Source organism: Pseudomonas sp. W15Feb9B (genome assembly GCF_000828175.1).
GTDB lineage: Bacteria > Pseudomonadota > Gammaproteobacteria > Pseudomonadales > Pseudomonadaceae > Aquipseudomonas > Aquipseudomonas parakoreensis.
The window spans coordinates 1-14816 of sequence record NZ_JTKF01000065.1 but is presented as its reverse complement, the minus strand read 5'-3'; the positions used below and the strand labels follow the sequence as shown (position 1 = coordinate 14816).

General features: G+C 62.1%; 12 protein-coding genes. 5 read left to right on the top strand and 7 right to left on the bottom strand.

What is annotated here, in order from left to right; genetic code table 11:
• Positions 1-170: 170 nt before the first annotated feature.
• The 3 genes from OC71_RS25730 (at position 171) to OC71_RS25720 (ending at position 4052) form a co-directional block, all read left to right on the top strand.
• The gene (locus OC71_RS25730; RefSeq protein ID WP_041074708.1) at positions 171-605 is read left to right on the top strand and encodes a GNAT family N-acetyltransferase; all 435 of its coding nucleotides are present in this window, start codon (positions 171-173) and stop codon (positions 603-605) included.
• 70 nt (positions 606-675) lie between these two features.
• Positions 676-1512, top strand: coding sequence for a PhzF family phenazine biosynthesis protein (locus OC71_RS25725; protein WP_041074675.1), 837 nt, complete (start codon positions 676-678; stop codon positions 1510-1512).
• 158 nt (positions 1513-1670) lie between these two features.
• Positions 1671-4052, top strand: coding sequence for a DUF3772 domain-containing protein (locus OC71_RS25720; protein ID WP_041074673.1), 2382 nt, complete (start codon positions 1671-1673; stop codon positions 4050-4052).
• Positions 4053-4250: 198 nt separating this feature from the next.
• Here the strand turns inward: OC71_RS25720 and OC71_RS25715 are convergent, their stop codons facing one another.
• The 5 genes from OC71_RS25715 to OC71_RS25695 form a co-directional block, all read right to left on the bottom strand.
• A complete protein-coding gene (locus tag OC71_RS25715; protein WP_041074671.1) occupies positions 4251-5015 on the bottom strand; it encodes an ABC transporter permease in 765 nt (254 codons plus the stop codon).
• Complete coding sequence (locus OC71_RS25710) at positions 5015-6214, bottom strand: ABC transporter substrate-binding protein (RefSeq protein ID WP_041074669.1); 1200 nt, start codon at positions 6212-6214, stop codon at positions 5015-5017. Before OC71_RS25710 ends, OC71_RS25715 begins: the two co-directional genes overlap by 1 nt.
• On the bottom strand, positions 6180-7022 hold the full coding sequence (locus OC71_RS25705) for an ABC transporter ATP-binding protein (protein ID WP_041074667.1): 843 nt from the start codon (positions 7020-7022) through the stop codon (positions 6180-6182). The genes OC71_RS25710 and OC71_RS25705 overlap by 35 nt, the downstream gene beginning before the upstream one ends.
• Positions 7019-8089 carry an acyl-CoA dehydrogenase family protein gene (locus OC71_RS25700; protein WP_041074665.1) on the bottom strand — a complete coding sequence of 357 codons (1071 nt, stop codon included), beginning with the start codon at positions 8087-8089 and terminating at the stop codon, positions 7019-7021. Before OC71_RS25700 ends, OC71_RS25705 begins: the two co-directional genes overlap by 4 nt.
• 64 nt (positions 8090-8153) lie before the next feature.
• Positions 8154-8699, bottom strand: coding sequence for a carboxymuconolactone decarboxylase family protein (locus tag OC71_RS25695; RefSeq protein WP_041074663.1), 546 nt, complete (start codon positions 8697-8699; stop codon positions 8154-8156).
• Positions 8700-8802: 103 nt separating this feature from the next.
• On the opposite strand from OC71_RS25695, the gene OC71_RS25690 reads away from it, so the two are divergent.
• Both OC71_RS25690 and OC71_RS25685 read left to right on the top strand, forming a co-directional pair.
• Positions 8803-9714, top strand: a complete 912-nt coding sequence (locus tag OC71_RS25690; protein WP_041074661.1) for an AraC family transcriptional regulator — start codon at positions 8803-8805, stop codon at positions 9712-9714.
• Positions 9715-10133: 419 nt separating this feature from the next.
• Positions 10134-10595 carry a DUF3574 domain-containing protein gene (locus tag OC71_RS25685; protein WP_041074659.1) on the top strand — a complete coding sequence of 154 codons (462 nt, stop codon included), beginning with the start codon at positions 10134-10136 and terminating at the stop codon, positions 10593-10595.
• Here the strand turns inward: OC71_RS25685 and OC71_RS25680 are convergent.
• Together OC71_RS25680 and OC71_RS25675 are read right to left on the bottom strand one after the other, a co-directional pair.
• On the bottom strand, positions 10592-11956 hold the full coding sequence (locus OC71_RS25680) for an APC family permease (protein WP_041074657.1): 1365 nt from the start codon (positions 11954-11956) through the stop codon (positions 10592-10594). The two genes, OC71_RS25685 and OC71_RS25680, sit on opposite strands and share 4 nt — an antisense overlap.
• Positions 11957-11997: 41 nt before the next feature.
• Positions 11998-14385: a TonB-dependent siderophore receptor gene (locus tag OC71_RS25675; protein ID WP_041074655.1), complete on the bottom strand. Its 2388-nt coding sequence runs from the start codon at positions 14383-14385 to the stop codon at positions 11998-12000.
• Positions 14386-14816: the final 431 nt, after the last annotated feature.

The following is a 14816-nucleotide window of genomic DNA, read 5'->3' as shown; positions in this document are numbered from 1 at the left end:
ACCGGCGAAACTCCCCGGTCATCCGCTGGAGTTCAGCAGGCTTGTGGAGCGGGTAGCGTTGTAATTGTCCGGGGGCAGTCAGATGCTGCGGCCATGATCAATCCGAATTGCCGTTTATTGTTGCAGCCGCTAGCCTCAGCAACAGCCAAAAGCACAAATCAGAGACCCGCATGACGCTACGCCCCGCCACCGATGGTGACCAGACAACCCTCTTTGACTTGCATCGCGCAGTCTTTCGCGAGCACATCGAGAAAATATGGGGCTGGGATGAGAAGTGGCAACGGGCAAATTTCACAGCGGAATTCGCCTGCGCAGCCACTTCGGTTATTGAACAAGATGGCCGGATTATTGGATACGTGCAGATTCTGGATAAAGAAGATCGAATCCAAGTTCAGAACATCGCTATTTCGCAGGCGTACCAAGGCAAGGGCATTGGCTCGCGCATGCTGAGGAACCTCCAGCTGGAAGCCGCTGCCCGCAAGGTGCCGTTGCAGTTGGGCGCTTTTCGCACGAACACATTGGCGCAGAAGCTCTATGAACGACTGGGCTTTCGCCGGACTGGCACAACCGACACGCATATCGAAATGTCATGGACCGGCACCTGACAGTCTGCGCCCATAATCCGAATCCATCGGCGTAAAAGACCTTCCCTGACTCAACCTGTAAGGACATTCAATGCCACGCTCGCTGCAGTTCGTACAAGTCGACGTATTCGCCGATCACCCCTACGAAGGAAATGCTCTGGCCGTGGTGGTGGATGCTGATGGGCTGACGACCGAGCAGATGCAGGCGTTCGCCCGCTGGACGCAACTCAGTGAGACCACTTTTCTGTTGAAGCCCGAGGCGCCGGACGCGCACTACCGTGTCCGTATCTTTACACCGTTGCGAGAGCTGCCCTTCGCTGGGCATCCCACGCTGGGCAGCTGCAAAGTGTGGCTCGCGCAGAACGACAAGCCTGAGCAGGTCGAGATTATTCAGGAGTGCTCGGCGGGCTTGATTCGGGTACGCAAACAAGGTGCGCAACTGGCGTTCTCCGCACCACCATTGGTGCGCAGCGGGCCGCTGGAGGCATCGACGCTCAACCTGATTGAACAAGGACTCGGCCTCGCCACCGGGCAGATCCGCGCGAGCCAATGGGTCGATAACGGCCCGGGGTGGGCGGGCGTGTTGCTGGCGAGTCGCGAAGACGTGTTGGCGATCAAGCCTGATTACGCGGCGCTGCAGGGGCTGAATGTCGGGGTTATTGCGCCGTGGGCGGGTCACGACGCTGAAACGGACGTGGAAGTCAGAGCCTTCATGGGCGAGGAATGCGCCGAAGACGCCGTCACCGGCAGCCTCAATGCGAGCCTGGCTCAGTGGCTGATCGGCTCAGGCATCCTTGGCGAGCGCTACACCGTGAGCCAAGGCACCGCCATCGGCCGCCGCGGCCGATTGCACATCCAGAACGTGGACGGCACCGTCTGGGTCGGCGGTGCCGTTCAGCACTGCATTTCCGGACGGGTGGTGTTTTGATGAGCCATGGAAGCCTGGCTGCGGCATTATGAGGACAACCACAGCAAAACACGCACGCCCTGCTGCGCCCCCGCCCTGCTAACCGGAAATTTTCCGCCGTGCCCGGTTCGATCACCTAACCTCATAGATTGTGTGATCAACGAGAACCGGTCCCTCCGATGCGCAACACATTGAAGTCATTGTTTTTTGTCGCGCTGACCGTGCTCGCTTCGGGCAGTTCGCTGCTGTGCGCGGCGGATTTGCCGGCGCCCTCGGCGACCACTGCGGCGCCGCTGGTGGAGGTCTCGCAAAGTGATCTGCAAGCCTTGCAACTGCGTCTTGACGGCCTGAAGCAGCAGATTTCCGCCGCCAACAATTACAACCAGCTCGAAGGCCCGCAGGACCGGGTGCAGACGTTCATTCTGGATGTCGATCGGTTGTCCGCATCGTTGTTGCCGCAGCAGGCGCAACTGGCGGTGCAACTGGGGGTGCTCGGCGCCGCACCGGATACGCAGATTGCCGCCGAACAGGCGGAAATCGCCGCACAACGGGCGTTGCTCAGCGAGCAGAAAAACAAGGTCGATGCCACGCTCAAAAGCCTTGCCGCGCTCAAACAAAGCGCAGCCGAGCTGATTACACAAATCGCCGGCATCCGCCGCACACTGCTCGAAAGCGAACTGACGCTGCGCACCGACAGCATCCTGAGCCCGGACTTCTGGTCGCCATTGGTCGCGCCGGAGCCGGACGACCGCCAGCGCCTGAAGTTTTTCATCGATCAGGTGAACCTCACCTGGGCCACCGTATGGGCCCCGGGGGAACGGTTTTTCACCTGTGTGCTGGTGCTGCTGGCGCTGGCTTTCTGGACGGTCGGCCGCCGACTTGCCGAACGCGGTCTGACCTGGCTGTGCATCCACCGCATGCCGGAAGGTCGCCTGCGTCGCAGCGCGCTGGCATTCGCCTCGGCGCTGGCGACCCTGGGCACCACAGCCATCGCCCTGCATCTGCTGTTCTATGCCTGCACCCGTCACGAGCCGCTGACGCCAGTGCTGCAGACTTTTTCCGAAGAATTCGAAAAAGCCGTTTACGCCTGCGTCCTGATCACCGCGTTGAGCCGCGCACTGCTATCGACCCAGCATCCTTCATGGCGGCTGCCGGCGATGGCCGATTCGGTGGCGCTGGCGTTGCGCCCCTATCCGAGGATTCTCGCCGCCACCCTGCTGGTGCTGGTGACGCTGGTGCAAGTCAGCAACGCCACCGGCATGAGCAGCCAGATCGTGATCGCCCAGCGCGGGGTGATTGCCATCGTGGTGATCGTGATTCTGGTGCCGTTGCTGTTGCGCGTCGGCAAAGTGCGCAAGGCGTTGATCAGCGCCAACGAACCGGAGGCCGCCAGCACGTTTGCCGGAGCGATCTACAGCATCGCCACGGTGTGCATGGGCGTGTCGGCGCTGGCCTTGCTCACCGGCTACGTGTCGCTGGCCCGCTTCATCACTTTTGAGCTGGTATGGGCCTATATCGTGCTGGCCGGGTTCTATTTACTGGTGCAAGTGGTCAAGGACGCCTGCGAGTACCTGTTCTCGCCGCGCTACTCGGCGGGCAAGACGCTCAAGCAGACTTTGGGCCTGGGCGACCGGCGGCTGGAACAGATCTCGATTGTGCTGTCCGGTGCCAGCCGCGCCGGGCTGTTGCTGCTGGCGGTCATCACCTTGTTCGTCGGCGGCATCGGCACCACGTTCGGGCAACTGACCAGCAATGTCCTGGGCATTCTGGGTGGTGCCGGCTTGCGCAAGCTGAACATCGTCCCTGCGCACCTGGTCAATGCGGTGCTGGCGCTGCTGATCGGTATCTACCTGATCCGCGCCCTGCGCCGCTGGCTCGACAACGAATTCCTGCCCAAGACCGACATGGATCCGGGCATGTGCGCGTCGCTGAGCACGCTGTTTTCCAACATCGGTTATGCCACGGTTATCCTCCTGACGCTGTCGTCACTGGGCGTGCGCTGGACCAATCTGGCGTGGATCGTCAGTGCGTTGTCGGTGGGGATCGGTTTCGGCTTGCAGGAAATCGTCAAGAACTTCGTCTCCGGGCTGATCCTGCTCACCGAACGGCCAGTGAAGGTCGGCGACCTGATCAGCATCAGCGGTGTCGAAGGCGATATCCGCCGGATCAACGTGCGCGCCACGGAAATCCAGCTCAGCGACCGCTCCATCGTGATCGTGCCCAACTCACAACTGATCTCGCAGAACCTGCGCAACGTCACCCTCGGCGGCAGCGCCCAGGGGGTGGCGAGCCTGGAGCTGATGTTCCCGCTGGACATCGACCCGGAACAGGTCAAGGAACTGCTGCTGAACACCTACCGCGAAAACGAAAACATCCTCGACAAACCGGCGTCGTACGTACGCTTCAGCAAGCTCTCGCCCGATGGCATCACCTTGACGGTGACGGGCTATGTCGGCAGCCCACGGATCGTCGGCGGAACCAAGAGTGATCTGCTGTTCGAGATTCTCAAGCGCCTGGGGGATGCGGGGATTGCGCTGGCGAAACCGGCGTCGAGCCCGTGACCCCTAAAAGGTTTTGCGGTGTACACGGACTTGGTTACTGGCCGAGATTACTGTGGGAGCTGGCTTGCCAGCGATGGCGGTGGGTCAGTCTACAAGGGTGGAGGCTGACACGGCCCCATCGCTGGCAAGCCAGCTCCCACAGGGCTTTGTGGTGATTGCGGGATTGCGCGCAGGGAGCGAGCCTGCTGGTGAAGAGGCTCAGGCCGGCGCCCAGCGTCGGTGTAGCCAGCGCGCGAACGCATCCAGCGTAAAACCCAGTACGCCGATCAGCAGCACCATCGCCATCAGTTCCGAATACGCCAGGCGATCACGCGTATCGAGGATGAAGTAGCCCAACCCGGCGCTGACCCCGAGCATCTCGCAGGGTACCAGCACGATCCACAGAATGCCGATCGACAGCCGGACCCCGGTCAGCACATGGCCGAGCACGCCGGGGAGGATCACCTTGCGCAGGGTTTCCCAGCGGGTGGCGCTGAGGCTGCGGCTGAGTTGCAGCCAGCGCGGATCAAGCTGGCGCACGCCGGCCACGGTGTTGAGCAGGATCGGCCACACCGCAGCGAAGGTCAGCAGAAAGTAGATCGGCTGATCACCAACGCCCAGCAGCATCACCACCACCGGCATCCACGACAACGGCGAAATCATCCGCAGAAACTGAAACGCCGGCGTGGTCGCCGCTTCCAGATGCCGGTAGCTGCCAATCATCAAGCCCAGCGGTACACCGATCAGCAGCGCCAGCAGCAGCCCGACCAGAATCCGCTTCAGACTGACCAGCACATGCTCGTACAGCTCCGGGCGCAGCAACAGTTCGCCGAGGCTCGCCAGAGTTGCCTCGGGTGAAAAGCGCAACGCCAGGCTGTCGTTGCCGCCAAACAGATGCACACCCAGCCACCACAGCAGCAACAGGCACAACAGCCCCGCTACACCCAACAAACCCTGCACGGTCAATGAAGATCGCTGGCGCATCAGAGGCCGAACTCCTCGCTGCGTTCGAAGCTTTCCGGCAGGCCAAAGGTCTGCATGCCGCCAACGGCCGCGATGGCGTTGCGCACGAAGCGATCATCCACCAGATCCTTGGCGGTCTGCTGCGGATCAAGGCCGGCGAGGAACCCCTTGTCGCCCTCGATCAACGTGTCCTTCAGACGTTTGACCAGTTCTTCGGTGTAGCTGGGGAACGGGTACGGCTGAAAATCGATGCGCTGCTCGTCCCAATGGCTGTGCTGAATCGCGCCGCTGGCCAGATATTGCTCGCGGTCGCTGGTGGCCGGCGACAGCACCCGGTCGAGCACCGGTTGCGCGTGGGGCGTGTAGCGATTTTCGCCGTCCCTGGACAGCAGCTTGGCGGCCTCGGCGCGGTTGTCGCGGGTCCAGACCTGCGCCTTGACGATCGCGTTGACCACTTTCTGCGACCACTCGGGACGGTTGTTCAGATCCTGCTCGTGCATGAACACCACGCAGCAGGCGTGATTGCGCCAGACGTCGCCGGTAAAGCGCTGTACTCGGCCGACCTTGAGTTCCTCGGCCAGGGCGTTGAACGGCTCGGCGACGATGTAGCCGGCAATGCGTTTGCTCGCCAGGGCCGGCGGCATGTCCGACGGCGGCAGCACCAGCAGATTGACCTCGTTCGGCGCCAGCGCGGCGCTCGCCGATTTGCTCACCGGCAACAGCCCGTGATCGCGGAACAGCTGCTGCACCACCACGTTATGAATCGAATACCAGAACGGAATCGCCACCGATTGCCCACCGAGTTGCTTGACCTCGGTGATGCCCGGCGCCACGGTCAGGCCCGAGCCGCCGACGTGGTTCCACGCCACGACCTTGGCCGGCACCTTGCTGCCGTAACGCGCCCACACGGTCATCGGCGACAGCAGATGAATCACGTTGACCTGCCCGGAAATGAACGCCTCGATCACCTGCGCCCAACTGCGCAGCAGCACCGGGCGCTCGGCCTGAATGCCTTCGGCCTCGAACAGCCCGTTGTTGTGCGCCACCAGCAACGGCGTGGCGTCGGTGATCGGCAGATAACCGATGCGCACCGGCGCGTTCGGCTCGGCAGCGGCACGGGCATTCAGGCTGTTGAGCAACGGCAACGCGCCGCCAGCGGTCAGCAACGCGCTGAGTTTGAGGAAGTCACGACGTGTGTGAGTAAAGTCGTCCAGGCACATGGTCAATCTCCGACGTAGCGGGCACAGGTTGAATGAGGGGATTGCGGCTCGCCCGCCGAAGGGTTTTGAGGATGTCGATGCGCAGCGCGCCCAGTTCCTCAACCAACTCGGCACGCGGCTGAGGCAGATCGATGCGCCACTCGCCGAGGATGTGCGCCGGGCTGTTACCCAGTAGCAGAATCCGCTCGGAAAGCAGCAGGGCTTCGTCGATGTCGTGGGTGATCAACACGGCTGCGGTGTGGTGCTCGGCAATCAGTTGCAGGAGCAACTGCTGCATGTCGGTGCGGGTGATTTCATCCAGCGCGCCGAACGGTTCATCGAGCAACAGCACCTGCGGCTGCCGCGCCAGACACCGCGCCAGCGCGGTGCGTTGGGCCATGCCGCCGGACAACTGCGTCGGGTGCTGCAACCGCGCGTGTTCGAGGCCGACCGCAGCGATGGCGTGGTCGATCCGCGTCTTGCGTTGTTCGGCCGTCAGGTGCGGCTGGCGGGCGAAGTCGAGACCGAAGGCGACGTTCTTTTCCAAAGTCAGCCACGGCAACAGGCTCGGGTCCTGAAACGCCACCGCCACCCGAGGGTGCGCACCGGTCAGCGGTTCGCCAAGCAGGCTCACCCGGCCCTGCTGCGGTGCCTGCAACCCCGCCAGCACACGCAGCAGACTCGATTTGCCGACACCGCTGGGGCCGAGAATCGTCACCACTTCGCCGGGCTGCAATTGCAGGTCGAAGTGTTCCAGCACGGTGTGCCAGCCCTGCTCTCGCGGGTAGCCGAGGCTGATGCCATGCGCCTCCAGCACCGGCGCGGTCATGCCGTCGCTTCCCGTTTCTGCCGCTGCAATTCAGCGCGCAGTTGCACCAGGCTCGGCGTGACGATCGGCACGAACGCCGACTCACGCCAGCGCCGGGCGAAACCACTGCCGTGCTCGGTCAGATAGGCCTTGCCGCCGCTGGATTGCAATTCCAGTTGCACCGCATTGGCGGCGGATTCGGCCAGTGCGATGCGGATCTGGAACAACGCGCCCGGCTGGGTCAGGAAGCGTCCATCATGCAGGCCCTGCTTGAGCGCGTCGACGCTCCGAGCCAGTTGCTCGCGTTGTTCTTGCAACGGCTCCAGCAGAATCGAACGACCATTCTGTAAATGTCCTTCGACCTCGGCCAACGCACGTCGCGCCAGGCCCAGCGCCATGCCGCACTGCAAGCCAAGAAACGCCGGGCGCACCGCCGGTAGAAACTTGCGCGCATCTTCATGCAGCAGCCATTCGCGACCGACCGCCACTTGCGCGAAATCGATGGCGGCAGTGTTGCTCGATTGCAGCCCCATCAGCTGCAGGTCGGCGGAACGTGTTACGCCGGCCGCGCCATCCGGGATGGCTAGCACGAAGGGTGAACCGCCCGCCTCATGCTCGATCGCCGCCGCCACCACAAAACCGCTTTTGCGCAGGTTGGTCACCCAATGCAGGCGCCCGTTCAAGGTCCAGCCGTCAGCGGCACTGGCGGCGCGCACTTGCAGTGCCTCGATGCCTGACAGGTACTTCATCGCGTTGGACAGACCGGTGGCGCCGGCCAGTTCTGCGCTGAGCAGTGAAAGCAGCAGCTTTTCCCTTAGTGCAGCGTTGGGACTGTGCAGCAAGTATTCGATAAAGGCCCTTTGGCCCCAGAATACGAACGCCGCTGCCAATGAATGGCTGGCGACGGCGGCCAGGGTTTCCACGGCATCGCTGACGTGGCCACCGCTGCCGCCCAGCGCCGGGCTGACGCCGACCCGTAGCACCCCGGCCTGCGCCAGTTGTGTCAGCACCTGTTGTGGATCGCCGTCGCCCGCATCCAGGGCCTGGGCGTTGTGTTCCAGCCATTGCATCAATGCCGGATTGAGCATGTCGTTTCTCTCCTTGTACGCAGCCGCATCAACCATAGACGATGCGGCCCGAAGCGCTGGCGGATTACGCGCGATACGCCGCCAGCTCAGGGTTGAGCGGCGTGTCGGCGAACACGTTGGCGAAGTTGCACAGGGTCGCCAGGCTGATGCCGAGGATCACTTCCAGCGCATTGCCTTCGGTGTAGCCGGCGGCCTTGAATTGGTTGAAGGTCTGATCGCTGACCTTGCCCCGGGTGGCAATCACCTCGCGGGCAAATGCGGCCAGGGTTTCCAGTTTTGCCACGGGCACAGTGGCTTTTTCACGCAGCGCACTGACCACTTCCGGCGGCAGTTTTGCCTTATTCAGCGCCACGGCGGTATGACCTGCGACACAGAAATCGCAACCATGGTTGGTCGCGGCAATCAGTTGCACCACTTCGCGCTCGGCGAGGCTGAGTTCGGACTTGCCATTGAGCGCCGATACCGTAACGTAGGTTTCCAGTGCGGCCGGGGCATTGGCCAGCACGGCCAGCAGGTTCGGAATGAATCCGGAGTTTTTCTGCGCATTTTCTAGAAACGGTCTGGCGGCTTCGGGAGCGCTTTGCACGGTGTGAAGAGTGACGCGCGACATGGAGTGGACTCCTGCTGTTGAGTGTCCGGCCAGTCTGTTGGTTATAAAAATTTCGATCCATATTCTAAAGTAGCGATTACTTGCTCCTGAGTGTTTCCATTAGATGATTTCGTCCAGCCCTTTGGTTGATTGGTTATTAGAAAGCCTCGAACTCGACGCCAGTCTGTTCCACGTCGGGCGCTATTGCGGTGGCTGGCACGCGAGTACGCATGGGCTGGCGCGCGCCAGTTTTCACTTGATCGTGCAGGGGCGTTGCTGGCTGCACATTGATGGGCAGGCACGGTCGATACCATTGAACCCCGGGGATGCGGTGTTTCTGCTGCGGGATCTGAATTACCGCCTCTCCAGCGCCGAAGAGACGGCCCTCGCCCAAACGCTGCCGCGCAGGGCCATGACCGCGCTCGATAGCCAGGCACAGGATGGCGTCGGGCTGGTTTGCGGGTTCTTCCATTTCAAGTCGGGATTGTCATCGCTGATCATCGAAGGGTTGCCCGACTGGATCATCCTGCGCGCGGGCGATCCGTCTTCCAGCGCGGCGCGAGCCTTGTTCGAGTTGATCCTGCAAGAGTGCGAACGCCTGCCGGCGCCCTCCTCGGCGCTGCTCGAACGCTTGAGTCATCTGCTGTTTTTGTACGTGCTGCGTCAGCAGATGGCCGACAACCAGAGCCTCGGCGGCCTCGTGGCATTGGCGCGCAATCCGCAGTTCGCGCCGTTGCTGGATCAGTTGATCGCACAACCGCAGTTGCCGTGGTCGCTGGAGAGCATGGCGGCGAGTACCGGGCTGTCGCGCTCGGCATTTTTCAAACGCTTCAACGAACTGGCCGGGCAATCGCCGGGGCAGGTATTGCTGGCGTTGCGCATTCGGCATGCCTGCCAGTTGCTGCGGACTAACCACACGGTGGAACAGGTGTGTGCGGCGGTGGGCTATCAGTCGATCGCCGCGTTTACCCGGGCATTTGCCAAGTCGGTGGGCGTGCAACCGGGGGCTTATCGCAAGCAGCATGAGGGGCGCTGAGCTTGCTCGCGAAAGCGTCAGATACGCCAACCTCATCGCTGAATGTCACACCGCTTTCGCGGGCAAGCCCGCTCCCACAGGGGATTGTGTCGATCAGCGGCTTTGTGCACGCCACAAAACCGGTGGGAGCTGGCTTGCCAGCGATGGCGTTGGCACATCCAACGTCTTTATCGACTGAGCCGGCGCTTTCGCGGGCAAGCCCGCTCCCACAGGGGATTGTGTCGATCAACGGCTTTGTGCACGCCAAAAAACCTGTGGGAGCTGGCTTGCCAGCGATGGCGTTGGCACGTTCGGTACCCACGACTCGATGATTTCTTATTCCATGAATCAACCAGGAAATCATTTTTTAATCTTTTATCGCTATTAACCTCAGCCCCTATCATTGCGCGTCTGCACTTGACTCATAAAAGGAATGTTCCATGCAAAGACGCCTGTTACTGGCTGCACTGTTTGTCGCTGTCGCCGGGTGCGCCAGTCCTCCTGCTGTTTCAGTGCACACCAAAGATCCCGCCAGCTCGACCCTGCAAGGTGACGCCTCGCGCCCGGCGCAGGCGCAGTGGATCCGCACCGAGTTGTACTTCTCGGTGGGCACGGTCGATGGCAAGGACGGTGCGGTCAGCGCGGCGCGCTGGCGCGAGTTTCTCGACAAGGAAGTGACGTCGCGGTTTCCCGACGGTTTCACCGTGTTCGATGCCTATGGGCAATGGCGTGATCATGGGGCAAAGGAGCCGGAGCGGTTGAGCACCAAGGTCATCGTGATCCTGCACGAAAACAATCCGCAGAACGCCGGCAACATCGAGGCAATTCGACTGGCGTACAAACGCATCACCGGGGACTTGTCGGTACTGCGTCTGTCGCAACCGGCCGAAGTCTCGTTTTAATCGCTGATCGGCCCCAGAGCTTGCCGAGGCGTCGACGCCAGGCGGCTCAATCCCGCCAACAGCAGCGCGCCCACCAGCAACACGCCAATCCCCAGAAATGCGCCCCACCCCACCACTGTCACGCTCGAATAAAGCATGTACAGGCACAGCCCGAAAAATAGCAGCGGCAATAGCGGATACAAAGGCACCCTCACCGGCCTCGACACGTCGGGAAAGCGTCGGCGCAGGATGATCAACGCCAGGCTGCTGAAGCTCAGAAACAGCCAATACACCGGGGTCAGGTACTCGACCATGGTGTTGAAGCCGCTCTGGGTGAAACTGCCGAACAGCACCAGCAACAACGCCACTGAGCCCTCCGCCAGCAACGCTTTGCGCGGCACGCCGTCACGTTCGTGCCACTCGCCGAAACGACGCAACTGCGGCACATCGCGGGCAGCGGCATAGGTGGTGCGGGCGCCGACCAGCAAGGTCGAGTTGATGCTGGCAATGGCCGCGATACCCACCATCAGCAGAATCAGCAGCACACCCGGCGCGCCAAAGGCACGGTTCAACAACTCCACTGCCGGTGCGTTGCTCGCCGCCAGCCCGGCGAATCCCAGGCCTCGCACAAACGCCCAGTTCAGCGCCAGATAAATCGCCATCAGCAGCGTCAACGCGCCGAGCATGGCGATGAATATTCCACGTCGACCGTCACGCACTTCCGCCGACAAGGTCGCCGCATCGCTCCAGCCACCGAATGCCAGAAACACGAAAATCATCGCCGCCGAAAGCCCGGCCATACCGGTGTTTTCCGGCGCAACCGAGACGCTTGCTGGCGCGGCTTCGATCCCCTGCCACGCCAGCCACACCCCGGCGCTGGCGATGCTCAGAAAGCCCAGCGCCAACAAGCCCACCAGCAAGGTCTGGGTGATGAAACCGATGTGCTTGCCCGTGAGATTGAGCAGCACCAGCGCAGCGATCACCCCGCCGGCAAACAACCCCGAGCCGTATCGACCGAGCGGCACCACGGCGTTGACGTAATCGGCAAACATGAACGCCGACAAGGCGATCCAGCCCGTGTGCATCACCGAGAAGCGTGACCAGGCAAACAGGAACCCCATGCGCTCGCCATAGGCGGTGCGCAGAAAGTGATAGTCGCCGCCAGGATGTGGGAATGCCGTGGCCATTTCGGCAAAGCACAACGCCCCGGCCATCGACGCCAGGCCGCCGAGCACCCACACCCAGTAGAAATATTCCGGCCCGACGTTCAGCGCCACGGTCGGCGCGGTCTTGAGGATGTCGGTGGTGATCACCATGCCCAGCGTGATCAGCAACGCCTGCATTACCGGCAGGTGACGCTTGGGACCGTTGGAGTGATTCATGCAGAGTCCCGCAGAAGATCCGCCGTCCATGGCGGTGCGGCTCAGAAGCCGTAAGTGGCGCTGGCGTAGTAGTAAGCGCCGTTGGTGCCGATCGGCGACAGCACGTCATACGGCAGGTTGCCGCCGTAATTGATCGCCGAGCCGGAGCGCTCCGGGTAGTTGTCGGTGAGGTTGTTGCCGCCCAGGGCGACGCTGAATTTCGGGGTGAATTTGTAGGTCACCTCGGCGTCCAGTTGCCACACCGCGCCGTAGGTCTGCTCCGGTTGCGAATCGCCAAAGTCGAAGACGCGGGTGGTCTCGCCCTGACGGGTCAGACGCCCGAGCAAGCCCCAGTGTTCGCTGGCCCAATTGGCGGAAAACACGAAACGATCCTTGGGCGCCGCGTCAGTCAGGGTGTTGGTTTCTTCAACGCCGACCAGTGCATCGTTGCCGATACCCAGCGCCGTCAGTTGCGCGGGCGTGCCTTTGGTGCTGGTGACTTTGGTGTGGTTGTAGGTGTACGCGGTGGTCAGGCCCAGTTGCCCTTCATACAGCGGCTGGTGGTAGTTGAGCACCAGTTCGGCACCGTGGGTGCTGGTGTCGGCGGCGTTGGTGAAGAAGTTGACGTCATGCACCCCGGCCACGCCGAAGTTGTCGTTGATGTATTGCTCCATGGCGTCGCTGCCGATGCGCTGGGACAGGGTGATGCGGTCCTTGACGTCGATGCGGAATACATCGAGCGAGGCATCGAAGCGTTCGTTGAGCTGGAAGGTCAGGCCGAGACTGAAGTTCTTCGAGGTTTCCGGATCGAGCTTCTCGGCCCCCAGCGCGCGGGCGATCGGATCGTTGACCGAGAGCACGCGAATATCGGTGAGCGTGCCGCCTTCGCCGAAGTTGCTCGTGGTGTTCTGGAAACCGCTCTGCGCCAACGACGGCGCGCGGAAGTTGTTCGACACCGCACCGCGCAGCGCCCACTGCTCGGTCAGTTTGTAGCGACCGCTGAGCTTGCCGGTGAGTTTGCTGCCGGCATCATCGTAATGTTCCCAGCGGGTGGCGGCGTCGACGAAAAAGCGATCAGTCAGATCGCCCGAAATTTCCGCGTAGGTGGCGAACACGTTGCGGTCCAGGTCCGACTCTTCGCTGGGGCGCAGGCCGTTGGCGCCGTCAGCGCCGGAACCGATGTACGAGGCCGCGTCACCGGCGTAGGTCAGGTAGTTTTCGTAGCGGTATTCACCGCCCAGCGCCAGCACGAACGAGCGTCCGCCGAGGCGCAGTTCGCGGCTGAAATCGAGGTTGGTGGTGGTCTGGCGCAGCTCGTAATCGCCGGTGTCGAACCGGGTCGGCGAGTCCTCACCGAGGCTGACGTTGAGCGTGCGGCGGGTGGAGCCGTCGAAGCGGTTGCGGCCATGGGTCACGCTGCTGTCGAAGTCCCAGTCTTCGCCGATCATGCCCTTGAAGCCGGCGGTGGCGGAGACATCCTTGTTGTCGCCCAGCGACTGCGGCAGGTAGCCGTTGGGATAGAACTGCGGCTGCTCGTAGGGATAGCGATAGAATTCAGCGCCGGTGGTGTGGCGCTGGTTGTAAGTGCCGAAGCTGTAAGCCTTGCCACCCGCCAGCGGCAGCTCACTGTTGAACCACAGGTTGACGTCCCGCGCCAGGCCGTCGCCCATCACGTAGTTGCGCTGGTCCGGGGTATCGGCAAAACCGTCGAAACCGGCGCGGTTGGTCGGGTTGCGATTTTTGTACTCGGTGCCGCCGCGAATGAACCCGCCCTCTTCGCCCAGGCGCGTGCCGATCTTGGCGGTGGTCACGCTGTTCTGGCCGTCGGTGGTGGTTCTGCCGATGGCGTCCTGATGAGTGTGAAACGCGCCGTAGCTGGTGGACACTTCACCGCCCTCGGGGGCGTCGTCGAGGATGATGTTGATCACCCCGGCAATCGCGTCGGAACCGTACTGCGCCCCGGCGCCGTCGCGCAGCACTTCGATGCGTTTGATCGCGCTGATCGGGATCGAGTTGAAGTCCACCGGCGCCGTGCCGCGACCGATTTTCGACGAGTCGTTGACCACCGCCGAGGTGTGACGGCGCTTGCCGTTGACCAGCACCAGCACCTGATCCGGACTCATGCCGCGCAGCTGTGCGGCGCGTACATGGTCGGCACCACCGGAATTGGACTGACGCGGCATGCTGAACGACGGCAGCAACGTCTGCAGCGCCTGGCCCAGTTCACCGTCAGCCGCGCCCGTGGACTTGAGATCGGCGGCGGTCAACACGTCCACCGGCACTGGAGAATCGAGCACCGTACGTGCCGTGCCCCGAGTGCCGGTGACCAGCACGGTACCCAGCCGTGTGTCATCGTCAACGCGGGTGGAAGTGTCTTCGGCTTGCGCCGGAACTTGCCAGATCGCACCGACAACCGCGATGGCCAGTAATGAACGGGAACGCTGATACATGGGACAGCTCCTTTATCGCAGCTAATACCCGGCCGTTGCCGACAATATAGGGTCGGCAATCAATGCACGGCAATGTCTGCTGTAGTTATGGAAATCAGGAAGGCGGTGAAGGCTGTTTAGTGACTGAAGCGCAGCATCCCCAAAGTCAGCTTCTCCGTTGAAAACCGATGCTAGACGGGCTGAAGGCTTGCCGTAAAAGAACCAATAACACTTAGGTTAGATCCGGCTGAATAGTTGTATTTAGAGCAACACAAGTGTTGTTCCATCAACACTTAAACCAACTAAAGATCAACTAACTAAAATGTAGACAACTTCCCTGTGGGAGCTGGTTTGCCAGCGATGGCGTTGGCACATCCAACTCTTTATCGACTGAACCGGCGCCTTCGCGGGCGAGCCCGCTCCCACAGTGGATTGTGTCGATCAGCGGATTG

What these genes read in the sequence shown, in the direction of transcription:
- OC71_RS25705 (WP_041074667.1), bottom strand. Translation starts at nt 7,022, where the DNA reads ATGACCGCGCCGGTGCTGGAGGCGCATGGCATCAGCCTCGGCTACCCG.
- OC71_RS25680 (WP_041074657.1), bottom strand. Translation starts at nt 11,956, where the DNA reads ATGAATCACTCCAACGGTCCCAAGCGTCACCTGCCGGTAATGCAGGCG.
- OC71_RS25685 (WP_041074659.1), top strand. Translation starts at nt 10,134, where the DNA reads ATGCAAAGACGCCTGTTACTGGCTGCACTGTTTGTCGCTGTCGCCGGG.
- OC71_RS25695 (WP_041074663.1), bottom strand. Translation starts at nt 8,699, where the DNA reads ATGTCGCGCGTCACTCTTCACACCGTGCAAAGCGCTCCCGAAGCCGCC.
- OC71_RS25700 (WP_041074665.1), bottom strand. Translation starts at nt 8,089, where the DNA reads ATGCTCAATCCGGCATTGATGCAATGGCTGGAACACAACGCCCAGGCC.
- OC71_RS25710 (WP_041074669.1), bottom strand. Translation starts at nt 6,214, where the DNA reads ATGTGCCTGGACGACTTTACTCACACACGTCGTGACTTCCTCAAACTC.
- OC71_RS25730 (WP_041074708.1), top strand. Translation starts at nt 171, where the DNA reads ATGACGCTACGCCCCGCCACCGATGGTGACCAGACAACCCTCTTTGAC.
- OC71_RS25720 (WP_041074673.1), top strand. Translation starts at nt 1,671, where the DNA reads ATGCGCAACACATTGAAGTCATTGTTTTTTGTCGCGCTGACCGTGCTC.
- OC71_RS25715 (WP_041074671.1), bottom strand. Translation starts at nt 5,015, where the DNA reads ATGCGCCAGCGATCTTCATTGACCGTGCAGGGTTTGTTGGGTGTAGCG.
- OC71_RS25675 (WP_041074655.1), bottom strand. Translation starts at nt 14,385, where the DNA reads ATGTATCAGCGTTCCCGTTCATTACTGGCCATCGCGGTTGTCGGTGCG.
- OC71_RS25725 (WP_041074675.1), top strand. Translation starts at nt 676, where the DNA reads ATGCCACGCTCGCTGCAGTTCGTACAAGTCGACGTATTCGCCGATCAC.
- OC71_RS25690 (WP_041074661.1), top strand. Translation starts at nt 8,803, where the DNA reads ATGATTTCGTCCAGCCCTTTGGTTGATTGGTTATTAGAAAGCCTCGAA.